The organism is Paenibacillus sp. TSA_86.1, from assembly GCF_052691815.1.
The window spans coordinates 20,434-37,432 of the sequence record NZ_JBQZGE010000008.1 but is presented as its reverse complement, the minus strand read 5'-3'; the positions used below and the strand labels follow the sequence as shown (position 1 = coordinate 37,432).

Below are 16,999 nucleotides of genomic sequence, written 5' to 3'. Positions count from 1 at the left end.
TATAGATTATACAACCACCGGTCAAAAAAATCTACATTACTTTTTCAGAAAGTAATGTTTTTTTCAGTTTTCGACAAAATCGACACATCTTTTTGTGATTTTGCGTTATGTAACCTTACATCTGATTCATAATGTATCTAAATAATCCAAATAAAGTAAACAAAACATATCCAAAACTCATCATTACAAATGCCATGCGCCATACGGCCCGGAACATTCTTCCCCCATCGACCTTACCTTTTAGTCGATTTTGCGCACCTCCGATAAAACCAAGCGCTATTAGTATGAGTATTAATGTCAGATAAAAACCGAAATTCGAATCAAATGTTAAGTTGAATAACGCTGACACGGAAAATATAAGAAAAAATGTCGTGACATCCATTGCTGTTCGCAATGCAACTGGTTTATCTTTCTTCCATACCATCATGCCCCAATACACGAGAAAAAACGGAAAAAAGGGCAGAATGCTCAAAACAATGAAAAATCCCATTAAGTCACCCCTTCTGATTGCATACCTTGGATCAGATGAAGAAGCATTTCATGTGTAGGTACCTTTACATTGAGCCGCTCTGCCATTCTTATCATCGATCCATTAATTGATTCAACCTCTGTTGTGCGCTTATGTAGAACATCTGCAAGCATCGATGACGTGTTGGTAGCGGTATCTTGACATACCTCCTTGATCTGCTGCCACAAATCCCCTTCCAATTGAATGCCCATAGCCCCGTATACGGTCAACGCCTCATCGTACAGCTGACGCATTATTCGGATTCGTTCCATCTTGTGAAGCAATTCACCATTGGGTATTCTCCATATTGCCGTAAGCGGGTTAATGACGGCATTAATCAGCAGTTTTCTGTATATCAGCTTATCGATTTCATTCGACACTGTACAGTCAAATCCTGCCTGTTGCAACCTCTTCGCTAAAGTAAATATTTGTTGTTTATCCGATTTCTCTATATCTGTGGCCGTTAAAATATGACTTACACCCAGACGTGTTTCTCCTATACCAGCCCGATGCACTTGATCCTCGCTACGTTTCGCCCCCTCTGTGGTAATCGCACTACATAACAGTGAAGATGGCAAAGCAGCCTTCAACTTCTCCAAATGTCCCTCACCATTTTGATAACAAGCCATCTTTAATGTATGCTGACCTTCCAGTTTCTTTATCCGTGCAATAAAATCATCAATATGGGTTTGCTTCAGCGTGAGCAGCGTCCAGTCTCCCGGTATCTTGTTCCAATACTCTGTCAGCTTGGATATTGGATAAGCCTGAGTCTCACCTGGCCTGATACACACCTCTCCATCTTTCTCTGTAATTTTAAATCCCTTTTGCTTAAGCTGATCAGCCTGTTCCGATGTTCTAGTCCAGAAACGTACACATTCGCCAGCTGCTTGCAGCTTGCCTCCATATAGAAGTCCCAACGAGCCCGCTCCTACTACATCTATAATCATGTAATCCCCCTGCCCTCATCATTTCATCTATTCACTATTTCCTCTGTATGCTTCACCTGATCCTTCTCCTATCTATAATAGAACAAAATACGTACAACTAAAAACCCGTCATACCTGCCGTAACATCACGGAGGTCTGGCGGGTATATGATTACGATATTACACTCACATTGAATCTTATTACTCAATCCGTTCCAAATTCCCGTTAGCGTCCATTTTGAACCTTGTCTTCTGCTCTTCTTCTTCTTCGGATAAAAAGGCAAGCCTGCGTGCACGATCCATAATCTGGATCAATGCTTTGTAATCATCGTTAACCACACGATAATCGGTCTGAACCTCGTTCACTTCCTTGGAGAGCCGGTCGTTCTCACAGCGCAGTTCCAGCAATTCGTCTTCCTTCTCTCGCAATTCCTTCTCCAGCATTTTAAGCTGACGGTTACTCTCCTGCACCGTACCTTTCCATTGCCGCAGGAAACGGATCACCGCATCCATAGATAAGGATTCATCCGATAAACCGTCGGACTTAAAGATCCCCTCCTCCGCGTCCATTGTTGCCAGTGCAGCAACCTGTGGACCCAGCATTGCCGGCTGTTTGCGAAGGTAACTGCGTTTTTGTCTTTGCGCTTTAGCATTACTAATGGCTGATTCATACTTCTTACGTACACAACTGTTCCAACGAAATCCACATGCGGCAGAAGTTCTACCTATTTTTTCTCCTACTTCTTCAAAAGCCGCTAGCTGCGTGCTACCTTCCCGAATATGACGCAATGTAACCTCTGCCAAAATCAAATCGTCCTCTGTACTCCAAGCATCCTGTCTCACTGCAGTCATGCTATAATACCCTCCTAACACCATCCTGAAATAACCGTCCCCATAACCGGTAACCCGTTATGTGAATTAGGTATAAAAGTTGCTTACTCATTCTTATGCCTCTCATAGAGTTCATAGAATTGATTTTCATACTAAAATGTATTTCCATATTCAGGTTCCCTCATACGTAATCATGATAATTCTGCCTACTTCTAATCCTGAGCCCACAAAAAAGAATTCGCTTTCATACCCAAATTTGTTTACACCTTTTTCCTTTCTCGGTATAATGTTGTGTAGACAATCTATGAACGTACATAAGAGAGGAGGATTTACCGTGGCACGCATGTTTCGGGTACTCGGGTTCTTCACGCTTGCGATTGGCCTGATGGCTTTTGCAGGAGATTTAGTCGAAATGGCTTTACTTTTCTTCCTGCAGACTGCGTTTTTTGTCCTTTTGGGATACTTGAAGTTTACAGAACGTACGTATATATTGCTCTTCTGGGGTTATATGATCGTAACGTTCACAGGGTTCAGCTACTGGACTGTATTCGAAATGGGACTGCCGCTTTAATCCGCCAGCAGCATCAAAGCAATCCGGCTCTTGTTGTCGGGTTGCTTTTTTGTTTTTTCAGATTACATATGAAGATATGGTGTTATGTAACCACTAAGGATATTTTACGTATCCATTTCATATATTGTTTGGAAGAGAACTCGTCTATGGGATTGTGCAAGGAATTAAAGAAGGGAGAATGCTTGTGAAGTATCGATATGGTTTAACCGCCATCTTGTTCATTATAATATTGTTTGTACAGCCTGCATCATCATATGTATATGGAGAATCCTCACCGGAGGACACACAGGCCATTTTGCAAAAAACATTATCTATTGTAGAGATTGATCATGAGATTAAACGAATTGCAGAAAAACAGCAAGAATTAGCCAAGCAGCATGAGACACTGACCGCCAAGCTGCTACAACAAGAAAAGGAAATACATATCCAGCAAGACCGAGCAGGAACTGTCGTTCGATCTTATTACACAGGGGAGCGTGACAGCCTGCTCATGACGGTGCTTGGAGCAAGATCATTCAAAGATCTGTTTGTTCTGTACGACTACTATCAGATCATCATCGGCAGAGACCAAGCCGTTCTGGACAAGTATCAGTCTCGCTATAAACAACTGCAGCAAACGTCGAACCAAATCCGTCAAACCTCTATTGAACTTACAGAGATGAAAAACAACCTGCAGAACCAGCGAACAAGAGTAGCCTCACTGCAAAAGGAAGTAGATAAGCAAATAACCGCCAGCGGTGACGCGGCAGCTATCCAAAAATTAATGAATGAACTAACACTATATTGGGAAAACATCGGTATATACGAAGTGAAACGTTATTTCAAAGCATTGGCATCAGCCATGCAGAACCTGCCCGATTTTATCCAGAAACAAAACGGCGCCATATCTACCACGGGAACCACGTATACCATTCGTATCGGTCAGGATGAATTAAATACTTTTCTGCGTTCACAAAATGTAATCTTTGAAGATTTCGCCTTTACATTTGATCAGGATAAAATTACAGCATCTGGTCAGCGTGATCAATTACAATTAAGTATAGAAGGGCACTATACGGTAGAGAATGAACCACAAAATTCCATTCGCTTTCATGTGGATAAACTGGTATTCAATCAGCTTGAACTGCCAGACACAACACGCAGAATGCTCGAGAAGGAGTTCGACCTCGGTTTTTATCCACAAAAAATTCTATCCTTTGTCAAAGCTACGGATGTTTCTACAGATGAAGGTGTTTTAGAAGTGAAATTAGCCATTTCGTTTTAGGGTTTTATCGCTTTTCTAATGCTGTTAATATACTGTGCAGCACTAATCTCCCCTTGGAGAACCTGCTGCACCCGCTTTTGAAAGCGAGTGATCATTGATCTGTTTTCGGCCAATTGCACGGAGCTGTACTCTTTGGAGAACCAGGATTGATTGTGAACCATGCTATACCGACCTTCAATATTTCCGGCTTCCTTCTCCATCTCTTGCTGCCTCGCAGGTAAGCGCTTGGTTTGTTTAACCCACTTATTCTGCGTTGCTGCAGACGACATCCCCTCAATCCATCGACTTGCTGCGTCCGTCTCCACAGATCCAGCCGTAATGACCAGACTTCTGGATTCTACCGCCTGCAGAGCCTGTAGCGAAACAGGCGAGACAAATGTACCCTGACCTTTGGCGGCTTCATCTGTACGAAGTATACGAGAAAGTGTAGATACAAACATCGGAGTCTGCACCCTGTAATCCGAAGCAGATAATAATGGATCGACAGACATGGTCAGAATATGGGGTTGAAGCTCGCTCAGCAAACTAACTCCCTGTTGAAATTCATTTGTCATTGATGCAGGTTGCATTCTTAAAATCTGGTCAGGACTCATCCCCGGCGGTAAATAACTCATCCACGCACTTGCTCCGTATAAATCATCTATATTCATCGAAATCAAAGGAGTACTCTTTGTTTGAGACTGCCTGATCAGCTTGAACCAGTGCTCGCTGTTTAGAGGGAACGCAGGTGACCCTGTCTTGTTCAGGTATGTGGATGTTGCTCCCATCACATAAGGATCAAAATCAAAGGGCATCGCCCATTGATACCCGTTCCATTCTGTCATTCCCCGCAGTTCAACAATTGTATCCCCAATTAACTTGGAGAGCGAAGTCCCATTCAGAGGAAGCAAATATCCTTTTCTCGCATAATACTGTACCTGGTCACTATTCAGCAGAATAATATCTCCGTTCTCACCCAAAGAAAACTCCTGATCTAATACCTCTTTATATTTATAAGGTTCCACATTGCGAACATTAACCTCAACAAAACGAGAAGCCGCCACTTCTTTAGCTACTTCCTGAAACGAAGCAAACTCCTCTTTGGTCATGGATACCACCACATGAAGAGAGGCTCGTGTATCCTCATTCCGGGATGAACCACCCGGATATGTATCTTTCTCTTGATTTCGTGCCAGATTATGCTGTGAATCTCTAAAATCAAAGCTAGGTGAAAGGATCGTTAGCGAAAGCAGCAGCACTGCAAATAAAACAACCTGATGTCTACGCTTCATTCACTCTCCCCCTTAGATCAACTTCATTCGTATTTACCGCAACAATTATTGTAACAAATATGCAGTACTCTTGTCCTACCCTGCCAAAAAACACTTTTCTTGTATTTTGCATATTACGAGCATATCCAGTTCTGTACAACAAGTGATTTTTATTTTTTCAGCAAAAAAGCCGACTTCAGCAGTCGGCTCTCATGTAGAACATTTTCCGGGAAATAAATCCAGATATGAACTGGAAAAAAGCTTACTATAACAAGTCTGCTGCAAGTTGCGCCAGCTTGGAACGTTCTCCTTTTTCCAACATAATGTGTCCACTGATTCCCTCTTGTTTAAAACGCTCCACAATGTAGGTCAGCCCGTTGCTTGCAGAATCAAGATAAGGATGGTCTATCTGTTCCGGGTCACCCATCAAAATAATTTTACTACCTTCCCCTACGCGGGATACGATCGTTTTCACCTCGTGACGAGACAAGTTCTGGGCTTCATCAATAATGATGAATTGGCCGGGAATGGATCTTCCGCGGATATAAGTAAGTGCTTCTACCTGAATACTGCCGAGGCCCATCAAAATCTTATCAATATCCCCTGCCTTTTTCGTATCAAATAAAAACTCCAGATTATCATAGATTGGCTGCATCCACGGACGTAGCTTCTCTTCTTTCTCCCCTGGCAGATAACCAATATCTTTGCCCATCGGCACGACAGGTCGGGCGATCAGCAGCTTTTTGTATTTGTGATCATCCTCGACTTTTAATAGACCTGCTGCCAATGCAAGGAGCGTTTTACCGGTACCTGCCTTGCCAGTAATCGTTACGAGCGGAATATCATCGTTCAACAAGAGTTCCAGAGCCATTCGTTGTTGTGCATTACGAGCGCTTATGCCCCAGACATTATCATTGCTGAGAAACAGCGGTTCCAGCTTGGTACCTTCTGTATTCACTTTGAGCAAAGCGGATTTATTCGTGCCCATCTCGTCTTTCAGAATGACAAATTCATTCGGGTAGAGCGAGTAGGACAGCTGCAACGGTTTGATCGGTAAGAAACGATATGTGTAAAACTCATCGATGACTGACGGGTGAACTTTCAGCGCCGTATATCCCGGGTACATCTCACTGAGTCCTGCCGTGCGATCCGATAAGTAATCCTGTGTGAACAGTCCTAATACGTCCGCCTTGATCCGTACCAGAACGTCTTTGCTGACAAGAACAACTTGTCGCTCCACCAGTTCTTTTTCATTTTCTTCAATCTGATAATTCAGCGCGACGGCCAAGATTCGATTGTCATTGGACACTTCCCCGAACATCTCCTGAACTTTCACAAAACTTCGGTGATTAAGCTCAACTTTCAGATTGCCTCCATTCGCAAGGGGTACGCCACTGTGTAGGTGACCCAATTCCCTCAGTCCATCCAGTAATCTGGACACGTTGCGCGCGTTACGGCCGATCTCATCGGCATTTCTTTTTTTGGAGTCAATCTCCTCCAGTACAACCGCGGGAATGATTACCTCATGTTCCTCAAAGGCAAATATGGCATTGGGGTCATGCAGAAGCACGTTGGTATCCAATACAAAAATCTTTTTCATTCAATCCCCTCCAAAGCGGCGTCGTTAAAGGCATGGGCTGGAACGTGTTCTCGGGAATGACGAAGATGCTCTGTTCGAGCCTTCCGTTTCCCTTCATTCCCGAGCTCTTCTTGATCATGTGATCTTCAGCAGCTGCATGGACAATCATGCTCCTATACATAAATGTATTCGACTAGGGCAAAATAATTGTCAACCATTCTGAAAAACTCCAAGAAAGGATGAACATTTATGAAAATGGGGATATGCACACTGCTTCTCATCTGCATACTTACAGGCTGTAATGGTTCTACACGTAACGCCTCACAGGAACAGCATGAGATGCATCCAAGAAGTTATGGAGGAAATATAACAACACAGCAAGAAGATCGAATGAATCCTTCGCGCCTGGATCAATTGAACGAAAATACAGGCGAAGTTCATGACCTCAATGTTACAGATGATACTGAAACTGGCTCAATGAGCAATAAAAAACGAGCGAGTCACCTCAAAGCTCTTGCCAAGCAAGTTGAGGGTGTACAGGATGCTAATTGCGTCATACTCGGAAACACAGCTGTGGTCGGCATTGATGTCGACGGTGATCTCGAACGGGCACGCGTTGGCACCATTAAATACGCTGTTGCAGAAGCCTTGCGTAAAGACCCGGAAGGTGTGGATTCCATTGTAACTGCCGATGCTGACGTCACTGAACGTATCAAAGAAATTGGGGAGCATATCCGCAAGGGACATCCTATATCCGGTTTCGCTTCAGAACTCGCCGATATGGTAGGCCGCATCATTCCGCAGCTTCCAAAAGACGTCAAAGTTCGTCAAAACCCGGATGAACCCGCTCAAGATCAATACATGCAGCAACACACATCTGAAAAAAGACAACAAAAAGCCCAGTGATCTCTCACTAGGCTTTTTTCATGGCTGCAAAGACTTGCTCATCAAGCTTCTCTGCAGCACGCTGATCATATATTTTGACAAATTGAGGCACAGAGGACAGCTGAGCACCATAAAACAAGGCATTCCTCACCGCTTCAATGGTAATGTCGAAACAGCACATCTTAAAAGGTACATCCTGTAACGGATCTTGTCGCACCGACGCACGTCCATTCACTGCATACACCATTTCTTCACCAAAAACGGTAATCGTAATCAACGGATTGTGTATCATGTTGTTTACCAGACGTGAACGATGATCAATCGCCAAACGAAACGTAGATGCATTTTCAGCATAAATCCAAGAGATTGCTGTTGAAGTGGGACCTCCGGATTCTACGTCCACGGTGTTCAGAAGAACAAAGGTCTCGTTCGTGAATTGCTGTAAAAGAGATTCGGTTAATTGTGTGACGGCTTCGGACATTCAACCAGCCCCCTGACCTTCGTTATGCAATTCTTATCTTGGTTGATGATATTATAGCATACTGCGAACCGCTCTTCCAATCCCCAAAACGTTAATCTATTCTTTCGGGGATGACGCCGCTACTTTACCTGAAAGTGTATCTTGCAGCGCTTGCTTGGCATTAGCAAGTTCAGTCTCATTAACATATACATAAGGACTTCTCCACTCCCCGGTTACCGGAGTAAAGTGTACGTCTGAAGTAGAAATATTCCAATAGGTAGCAATAAAATTTTTCATTTGTTCGGATTCCACATCCGTGGTCATGTTTTTATCTACCGCACTAATCACTTTGCCAATCTTCGTAATGCCCCCAAGCGATTTCATCTGATCCAGCATCGCATTCATCACCTGGCTCTGCCGTTTGTTGCGATCAAAATCGTTGGATTCTGCCGTCTTTGGCTTACAGTTGGACTTGCGATAGCGAACAAAATCAAGTGCCTCTTTGCCGTCCAAATGTTGGGGGCCTGCCTTCAGATTGATATCCGTATTGTCGGCCGTGTCTCGGTAGCACATGTTCTTATCCACCGTAACATCCACTCCACCCACAGCGTTTATCGCGTCACGAAAAGCCTGAAAGTTCAGAACGGTTGTATAGTTAATATCCACACCGAGGTATTTACCCATCAATTCCTTCATTTGATCCTCTGCCTTTTTGCCAGAGGACTTTTCTTGTGTTTTAAACCGCGGATAATAGGCGTTCAGTTTGTTTGACTTGTATCCATCAAGCTGAATGCGCGTATCCCGAGGTAAAGATACTACCGTCGCCGTCTTCGTATTCGGATTGAGTGCAGCAACCATTACAACATCCGACAGAAATGTACCTGTTTCGGGCCGATTATCTGTACCTAGCAGTAACATCGTCAGCGGTTTTGTTGAAGCGGACATACCTGGTGGAACCGGCTTATCCACGCCTGTATTCGCGACCTCGTTATATATCCAGTACACATACCCCGCACCTGCCAGAATACCAATAATTAGCACACTCAGAAATACTCTGACGAAACCACGCATACGTTTTTTCTTCTTCGGCTGCTTGCCCTTACTGCTTTTATTGCCTGAATGGCTAGATGAATTCGGAGCTTGTCTCCGTGGAGGCAGTCCGTTTGAATTTGAGTTCATGTTCTCAACACCTTTATCACATCTGTTTGGTCTATATAAAACACAACCGCTTTCCCTAGGGGAAAACGGATGTGTTTGTGCTTAGACAGCATTATGAGTTTCGAGCGGCAGCTTCCGCTTTTTTCTTCTGACGACCTTCAATGAAATAACGCACACGCACTAACAGCATCAGACCTACAGCAACCAGCAAACATTGAATGATAGGTAACTTGTCGATCTGAAAAATAAGAAGCATGAATGTGCCCATCGCCATCAATATATACAACACAATTTCCTTACCGATCGGCAATTTCTGACGTACCCGAAAGACCTTGTTATACACGTAAGTAATGAGTACAAAGATGACGATATAGGCAATGATCGGGTTTGATGCAAACCATGCTTGCATGTTAAGGCATCTCCTTTCATGATCATGCTGTACAAAATTCAATCATTAGAGGGACTTTAGTGTTGCACAATGAGATTCATCGTCGCTCGTTCGACCGTTCCGGGTTCGGATCGTTCTTTTGATCGCTGTTGTCCCCGCATTTCTATGAACACTCTATCAAGTGTTGAAATTCGGGGACAAAGGCGAACGCTTCGCTTCTACAGAATCGATTCCTCTCCCTCCACTACCCGTGGCGAGAGTCAGGAATCGTTCCATCATGCAATAATGTCCCCTCAAACACTGACTTTTGTATCTCTTAGGCTAGAGGGATATTACGCGTTATTTTGAGCCATTTTGCGTTGTTTTTCTGAACGCTCACGCTCGGATTTGTTCAAAAGCTTTTTACGAAGACGAATAGATTTTGGTGTAATCTCACAATATTCATCTTCATTCAGATATTCAAGCGCCTGCTCCAACGAGAAGATAATCGGCGTTTTAATTTTAACCGTATCATCTTTACCCGAAGAACGAACGTTAGTCAGTTGTTTTTCTTTGCAGATGTTCACGACGATATCATTGTCACGTGTATGCTCACCAACGATCATACCTTCGTAAATTTCTGTTCCTGGCTCAAGGAAGAGTGTACCACGATCCTCAACACCCATCATTCCATAGAACGTAGATGTACCCGTTTCAGTGGAGATCAATACACCTTGGTGACGTCCACCCACTTGACCGGATACGACTGGAGCGTAGCTGTCAAATGCATGGTTCATTACGCCATAACCACGAGTCAATGTCAGGAAGTTAGTGCTGTATCCGATCAGACCACGTGCAGGAATCAGGAACTCCAGACGTACTTGACCGCTACCATTGTTGACCATGTTAACCATCTCTGCTTTACGTGCGCCCAGGCTCTCCATGACGGAACCCATGCTTTCTTCAGGGATATCAATCAACAAGCGCTCAAGAGGCTCCATTTTCTTACCGTCAATTTCTTTGACGATAACTTCCGGTTTGGATACTTGAAGCTCATATCCTTCACGACGCATATTTTCAATCAGGATACCGAGGTGAAGCTCACCACGTCCAGAAACGATAAATGCATCCGGGCTCTCGGTTTCTTCAACACGAAGGGATACGTCAGTTTCCAATTCTTTAAACAAACGCTCGCGCAATTTACGGGAAGTTACCCATTTACCTTCACGGCCTGCGAATGGACTGTTGTTTACGAGGAATGTCATTTGCAATGTTGGCTCATCAATTTTCAGAACCGGCAAAGCTTCAGGGTTGTTCGGGTCAGCAATCGTTTCACCGATGTTGATATCCTTAATACCCGCGATCGCAACGATGTCACCTGCGCCAGCTTCCTCTGTCTCAACACGTTTCAGACCTTGGAAACCAAACAGTTTTTCGATACGAGCTGTTTTGCTTTTGCCATCACGCATAATAACGGTAACGGATTGGCCTTGACGAATGACGCCGCGGTTTACACGACCGATAGCGATACGTCCGAGGTATTCATTGTAGTCCATCAGGGTCACGAGGAATTGCAGTGGCTCTTCCACGTTCTCCGTTGGATGAGGGATATGACTAACGATGGTATCATAGATCGCCATCATGTTGTCATCTTGTTTGGCGGGATCGTCTTCCATGCTGGATGTTCCGTTCAAAGCGGAAGCATATACGACAGGGAATTCGAGTTGTTGATCGTTGGCACCCAGTTCGATGAACAGGTCAAGTACTTCATCAATAACCTCAGCCGGACGAGCCGCTGGACGGTCAATTTTGTTTACGATAACGATTGGAGTCAGGTTGTGCTCCAGTGCTTTACGAAGTACGAACTTCGTTTGTGGCATACAGCCCTCATAAGCATCAACAACAAGCAATACACCATCAACCATTTTCATGATCCGTTCTACTTCACCACCGAAGTCGGCGTGTCCAGGTGTATCTACAATGTTGATCAGGTAATCTTTATAAGTTATAGCCGTGTTTTTGGCCAAAATCGTAATACCGCGTTCACGCTCCAAATCGTTGGAGTCCATTGCGCGCTCCTGTACCGTCTCGTGATCACGGAATGTACCGGATTGCTGGAGCAACTTGTCGACGAGTGTTGTTTTCCCGTGGTCGACGTGGGCAATAATCGCAATATTGCGAATGTGTTCTCTTGAATGCATGGTTTGTATCCATATCCTTTCCAATTTCAATTCTTATCTACTAAACTTCCCGCAAATTCGCAGGTTACTCACAAAATAAGCGTCGGTGATAACCCGACGCATGTCTATATCCATTATATTATAGTTTATCATAGGTAAAAATCAAGATATTTCGCTCGAAACTACGCATGAACTTACTGGATATATTTACCACCCCTTGCGTCGGCCTGTACGCCCTCGTCCAACAAGTAGCCAGAACCCGCCCAGAATGAGCAGAACAGCAAGCACATAAATGATACCTGTCTGGAGCAGCGTAAACGCCAATAATATGATGGACACTGCACCAATGATGAGTGCCGCGGGGTAGACATATTCGGGTCTGCGCCGCTCAAGCATACCATATCCTAACAAACCTGCTGCAATCCCGAGGAGAAGTACGGGCCACAAGTTTCTTATCAGCCCTGCGCCCCATATGTTTGTGATGCTAAATAGCACACCATATACGGTGAGGATGCCTGCAGGCACCAATGACCAGGACGGCGAGATCCGGGCATAGAACAATGCATATAGAGCTATCCCTGGCAGCAAAAGCAACAACGGCCAGAAATTTCGACCAATAAATCCAAAGACCCCTAATTTGCCGAGCAAAATGGTAAAACCGGCAATTACAATGAACAGTCCAATGGCTTTTTCATTTTTCATCTTCATCACCTCTTGTTTTCATTAACTATGTAATCTCCATACTGTGCTGGATGCCAGCACTGAACACATTTTTAATTGCAAAAACAAGCTTCAATTCTTGTTTACAGTGTATCTGATGTTTCTGCAAAAAACTATACTGATGTCGAAAAAGTGTTGTCCAAACTCAGTCAAAATAAACATAACACATCTAATCTGAGACAGAAAAGGGCGTCCATATGGGACACCCCTCCAAATAAACGTCTTTTACATCCCATGTGACATCTACGCATTCCGGCGAACGAATCTTCGTGCTCCTCCCGCCGCCATAACCAGACAAGCCATAGCCGCCGGCAACATTGCATGAGCTTGCGCAGCCATACCTCCCAGCCACTCCCCAAGCTTCGGATCTTTCATTAACATCTCCCCTGCGGTAAAAGCTAATATACCTGATCCAGCAAATATCAGAATAGGAAACCGCTTGAGCAAACCCACTATGATTCCACTTCCCCAGACAACGATTGGGATGCTGATCGCAATTCCGATGACAATCAGAGCCAGATCCCCATCTGCCAAAGCAGCTATCGCCAATACATTATCCAAACTCATCACAAAATCAGCAACCAGAATCGTTTGAATCGCTTTCCAGGTCGTAGATGCATTGCGGATATGTACTTCATCTTCGTTTTGAAGCAGCAGTTTCAGTGCAATCCAGAATAATAATAATCCGCCGGCCGCCTGGATAAAGGGAATGCCCAGCAGCAACACAGCTGCAAATGTAAGTACGCAACGTAAAACCACTGCACCAAACGCACCCCACCATACCGCCTTTTTACGTTGCGCCGGAGGTAAATCTTTGCTTGCCATCGCAATAACAACCGCATTATCTCCACTCAGCACCAAATTAATCATTAAAATTTGAGTTAACAGCCATAGCGTATCCATCTTCTCATCCCCCCACTCTAACTTGTATGTAAAAGATGTACATGCTATTCTTAGTGATTGAAGAATACATAAGGAGTGACATAACGCCATGGAGCTGTTTAGTCCCGCATTCTGGCTGGCTTTGTTGAACGTTGTCTTTATCGATCTCATTTTGGCTGGCGATAATGCAATCGTCATTGGTCTTGCAGCTAGAAATTTGCATCCTTCCATACAGAAGAAAGCCATTCTATACGGTACAGGCGGCGCACTACTCATCCGAATTGCAGCTACCGTCGTTGTATTGTGGTTGTTAAAAGTACCTTGGCTCCTGCTTATCGGAGGGCTGCTGCTCGTCTGGATAGCCTACAAACTGCTGGCTGATCAGGAAGATGAGCACAATGATATCCAAGCAGGGACTTCACTGTGGACGGCCGTTCGTACGATCATTATCGCAGATGCTGCCATGGGACTGGATAATGTAATTGCCGTCGCCGGGGCTGCGCAGCAACACCTGTTACTCGTCATCCTCGGATTACTGATCAGTATCCCCATTATCGTTTGGGGCAGCACCTTGTTCATCAAATTGATTAACCGCTTCCCCTGGATTATTTATGTTGGCGCCATTGTACTGGGTTACACTGCCTCCAATATGATTACCGAAGAGAAACGGATCATGCCTTTTTTCAGCGAGCATCCGGCACTACGCATCCTGTTCATCGTTGTGGTGATTAGCGGCATTGTGCTTGCCGGTTATCGCAAACGTACCGCTAGCAGTAGAGCTCAAGCTAAACGACAGCGCTCCTCAGCTTAGACAAGCATTAGATATAAGGATCTACGCATTTAAGCCTTTTCTCAAATTAAGCATATCTTCAAAAAAAAAGCAGGACTGACCCGATTCTTTTTCATCGGTCAGTCCTGTTCTGTGTTTAATTAACATTTCATTTGTTATGTCTACTCTAATCCAAACCTAGAACCAGTCGTCCTTCATTACACTGACATTGTCCTCTGGCTGACCCGTCAACATCGAAGCCTCACCAGCATGCAAAGTAATCGTTTCGGTCTGTTCTACTGCTTGATCCAGCCATTCTGGCAGATGACTCATCGTCGCTTCGATTTTGTCAACAATCCGTAGATTCGGATTAGTTGATGGCGATCTTGGAACAAACAATGTACAGCAATCTTCATAAGGCAGAATGGAAATATCATACGTACCAATCTGTTTAGAAATTGAAATAATTTCCTGTTTGTCCATCATGACCAGTGGTCTTAGCAGAGGCAGGTCTGTAGCACGTCCAATCACATTCATACTTGGAAGTGTTTGACTTGCAACCTGACCCAGACTATCTCCAGTAATCAGCGCCAGTGCCCGCTCACGTTCTGCCAGTTTGGTCGCAATTCGTAACATGGAACGGCGCATCAATGTAATAATCAGATTATCCTGACCCAACTGGGTGAATGCGGTTTGAATCTCCGTAAACGGAACGAGATGTAACTTGATCGTACCCGCATGATCTGCAAGAGCGCGGGCCAGATCAATAACCTTCTCCTTCGCCCGCTGACTTGTAAACGGATAACTGTAAAAATGTATACACTCCACTTCTAATCCCCTGCGCATGGATGACCATGCTGCTACAGGACTGTCTATCCCTCCTGATAAAAGAACCATTGCTTTACCATTTGTTCCAAGCGGGAACCCCCCCGCAGCAGGAATCACTTCACTGAAAATATAAGTTCCTTGTTCGCGGATTTCTACCCGCAGTTCGATATCCGGATGACGCACATCCACTTTCAGTTGCTGAAACTTGCGTAAAATAGGTGAACCGACTAAATGATTCGTTTCATGAGACGAGTGCGGGAAAGCCTTCCATACCCGCCGTGCATTCACCTTAAAGGTAGTGCCTTCCCCAAATTCAGCTGCACGCTCTTCCATGAACGCAACCGCTGTTTGCACAACTTCATCAATCTCGGATGGTGTTACTTTCACGGGACTAATGGACATCACACCAAATACACGTTTCAATACGGGGATCAACTGCGTATGTGATTCGCCCCCAAGATCCACGTAGACCCGACCATATTCCTTGCGAAGGCTTGCTCCAGGATAAGGCTTAAGCAGTGCCTTGACTTGAGTGATGATGGTTTTCTCAAAACGGGAACGATTTTTCCCTTTTAACATAAACTCTCCAAACCGGAGAAGCAGCATATCATAATTCAACATTTAATTTACATCCGCCTTTCGAGTGGCCGCAGCTGTGCCACCATCTGATGCAGTGCCTTTTCCAGCATAGCTGCATCTTCTTCTGTATGTTCATCACCGAAACTAATCCGCAAGCCCCCGGCAGCGCAAGCATCATCTCTACCCATAGCAAGCAGCACCCGGCTTGGCTCAGCCGAACGCGAGGAACATGCAGACTGGGTGGACACCGTACATCCAAGTTGCTCGAGCGTATGCAGCGCGACTTCTGCCTTCATGCCAGGATAGGAGAAATGTACGATATGTGGCGCTCCTTCTTGAGTACTGTTGAGTTGAAGCTCAGGGATGGCGGTAATTGTCTCCATGACGCGGTCACGCAGTATACGTATACGCCTTGAAAAATCAATCTGTGCCTCTGCCGCAATTCGCATCGCCTTGGCCATGCCCACAATCAGTGCCGTGTTCTCTGTACCTGCCCTAAGCCCATGTTCCTGCGAACCGCCTGACAGAAGCGGAGTAAGTTCTACACCTTTTCTTACATAGAGGAGCCCCGCACCTTTGGGTCCACGAACTTTATGTGCGGACAAGCTGAACAGATCCACCTTCCACTCCGCAGGTGCAACGTGCATTTTCCCAAAACCCTGCACACCATCCACATGAAAAAGGACGCGCGGCGCATTTTTTTTCAGCTGATGGCCAATCTCCTCTACCGGATGAACCGCCCCGGTCTCATTGTTCACATGCATCAAACTAACAAGTACCGTATCCGAACGGATAGCCTTCAGAACCTGCTCAGCAGTAACGACACCCCTGGAATCCACAGGTATAAAAGTGACATCCCAACCCCATTGCTGCAGCTGTAGCACGCTCTCATACACAGATGCGTGCTCTGTTGCCGTGGTTATGATATGTTTCCCCCGTGAGCAATACCGGAGTGCAGCCCCTTTGATCGCGAGATTATTACTTTCGGTTGCCCCGGATGTAAATACGATCTCATCTGCCTTCACACCGATTGCAGCAGCGCAGCCAGCGCGCGCCCGGCGCAGTAATTGGTCTGCCCGCTCTCCATATCCATGAATCGATGACGCGTTTCCGAACTGTGTTTCCATAATTTCCGCCATCGTGCGAACCACATCCGGATATGGAGGTGTCGTTGCCGCATAATCAAAATATTTCAAAACGAGGTGCACCTTCCTTATCAGTTCGTTCATCAACCTATAGTGAG

Annotated in this window: 17 protein-coding genes; 4 read left to right on the top strand and 13 right to left on the bottom strand. The window is 45.0% G+C overall.

Features of this window, described 5'->3' with window-relative positions; all coding sequences use genetic code 11:
• Positions 1-115: 115 nt before the first annotated feature.
• From ACUTVW_RS16540 to ACUTVW_RS16530, 3 genes are all read right to left on the bottom strand, one after another.
• On the bottom strand, positions 116-490 hold the full coding sequence (locus ACUTVW_RS16540) for a DUF3397 domain-containing protein (protein WP_445646821.1): 375 nt from the start codon (positions 488-490) through the stop codon (positions 116-118).
• Complete coding sequence (locus tag ACUTVW_RS16535; RefSeq protein ID WP_445646820.1) at positions 490-1,455, bottom strand: ketopantoate reductase family protein; 966 nt, start codon at positions 1,453-1,455, stop codon at positions 490-492. The genes ACUTVW_RS16540 and ACUTVW_RS16535 overlap by 1 nt, the downstream gene beginning before the upstream one ends.
• A gap of 179 nt (positions 1,456-1,634) precedes the next feature.
• Positions 1,635-2,285 (bottom strand): RsfA family transcriptional regulator, encoded by a 651-nt coding sequence (locus tag ACUTVW_RS16530; protein ID WP_445646819.1) that lies wholly within the window; start codon positions 2,283-2,285, stop codon positions 1,635-1,637.
• A gap of 313 nt (positions 2,286-2,598) precedes the next feature.
• Between ACUTVW_RS16530 and ACUTVW_RS16525 the strand changes: the two genes are divergently transcribed.
• A complete protein-coding gene (locus tag ACUTVW_RS16525) occupies positions 2,599-2,835 on the top strand; it encodes a DUF2626 domain-containing protein (protein ID WP_110898524.1) in 237 nt (78 codons plus the stop codon).
• A gap of 184 nt (positions 2,836-3,019) precedes the next feature.
• Entirely contained in the window at positions 3,020-4,099 is a 1,080-nt protein-coding gene (locus ACUTVW_RS16520) for a hypothetical protein (protein WP_445646818.1), read from the top strand.
• Here the strand turns inward: ACUTVW_RS16520 and ACUTVW_RS16515 are convergent.
• Both ACUTVW_RS16515 and ACUTVW_RS16510 read right to left on the bottom strand, forming a co-directional pair.
• On the bottom strand, positions 4,096-5,370 hold the full coding sequence (locus tag ACUTVW_RS16515; RefSeq protein WP_445646817.1) for an extracellular solute-binding protein: 1,275 nt from the start codon (positions 5,368-5,370) through the stop codon (positions 4,096-4,098). The genes ACUTVW_RS16520 and ACUTVW_RS16515 overlap by 4 nt on opposite strands.
• Before the next feature lie 244 nt (positions 5,371-5,614).
• Positions 5,615-6,949 carry a PhoH family protein gene (locus ACUTVW_RS16510; RefSeq protein WP_434750123.1) on the bottom strand — a complete coding sequence of 445 codons (1,335 nt, stop codon included), beginning with the start codon at positions 6,947-6,949 and terminating at the stop codon, positions 5,615-5,617.
• Between the two features lie 228 nt (positions 6,950-7,177).
• On the opposite strand from ACUTVW_RS16510, the gene ACUTVW_RS16505 reads away from it, so the two are divergent.
• Entirely contained in the window at positions 7,178-7,834 is a 657-nt protein-coding gene (locus ACUTVW_RS16505) for a YhcN/YlaJ family sporulation lipoprotein (protein ID WP_445646816.1), read from the top strand.
• Between the two features lie 7 nt (positions 7,835-7,841).
• On the opposite strand, the gene ACUTVW_RS16500 is transcribed toward ACUTVW_RS16505, so the two are convergent.
• The 6 genes from ACUTVW_RS16500 to ACUTVW_RS16475 form a co-directional block, all read right to left on the bottom strand.
• Positions 7,842-8,294 (bottom strand): pyridoxamine 5'-phosphate oxidase family protein, encoded by a 453-nt coding sequence (locus ACUTVW_RS16500; protein ID WP_434750121.1) that lies wholly within the window; start codon positions 8,292-8,294, stop codon positions 7,842-7,844.
• A 96-nt stretch (positions 8,295-8,390) separates the two neighbouring features.
• On the bottom strand, positions 8,391-9,452 hold the full coding sequence (locus tag ACUTVW_RS16495; RefSeq protein ID WP_445646815.1) for an LCP family protein: 1,062 nt from the start codon (positions 9,450-9,452) through the stop codon (positions 8,391-8,393).
• 91 nt (positions 9,453-9,543) lie between these two features.
• Positions 9,544-9,840, bottom strand: coding sequence for a YlaH-like family protein (locus tag ACUTVW_RS16490; protein ID WP_434750119.1), 297 nt, complete (start codon positions 9,838-9,840; stop codon positions 9,544-9,546).
• A gap of 311 nt (positions 9,841-10,151) precedes the next feature.
• Complete coding sequence (gene typA / locus ACUTVW_RS16485; RefSeq protein ID WP_445646814.1) at positions 10,152-11,999, bottom strand: translational GTPase TypA; 1,848 nt, start codon at positions 11,997-11,999, stop codon at positions 10,152-10,154.
• A gap of 186 nt (positions 12,000-12,185) precedes the next feature.
• Complete coding sequence (locus tag ACUTVW_RS16480; RefSeq protein WP_445646813.1) at positions 12,186-12,680, bottom strand: hypothetical protein; 495 nt, start codon at positions 12,678-12,680, stop codon at positions 12,186-12,188.
• 261 nt (positions 12,681-12,941) lie between these two features.
• Positions 12,942-13,601 (bottom strand): TerC family protein, encoded by a 660-nt coding sequence (locus tag ACUTVW_RS16475; RefSeq protein WP_445646812.1) that lies wholly within the window; start codon positions 13,599-13,601, stop codon positions 12,942-12,944.
• An 88-nt stretch (positions 13,602-13,689) separates the two neighbouring features.
• Between ACUTVW_RS16475 and ACUTVW_RS16470 the strand changes: the two genes are divergently transcribed.
• Positions 13,690-14,391, top strand: a complete 702-nt coding sequence (locus tag ACUTVW_RS16470) for a TerC family protein (protein ID WP_445646811.1) — start codon at positions 13,690-13,692, stop codon at positions 14,389-14,391.
• Between the two features lie 156 nt (positions 14,392-14,547).
• Here ACUTVW_RS16470 and thiI read toward each other — a convergent pair whose 3' ends face one another.
• Positions 14,548-15,795, bottom strand: coding sequence for a tRNA uracil 4-sulfurtransferase ThiI (thiI, locus tag ACUTVW_RS16465; protein ID WP_445646948.1), 1,248 nt, complete (start codon positions 15,793-15,795; stop codon positions 14,548-14,550).
• Between the two features lie 8 nt (positions 15,796-15,803).
• On the bottom strand, positions 15,804-16,952 hold the full coding sequence (locus ACUTVW_RS16460) for a cysteine desulfurase family protein (RefSeq protein WP_445646810.1): 1,149 nt from the start codon (positions 16,950-16,952) through the stop codon (positions 15,804-15,806).
• Positions 16,953-16,999: the final 47 nt, after the last annotated feature.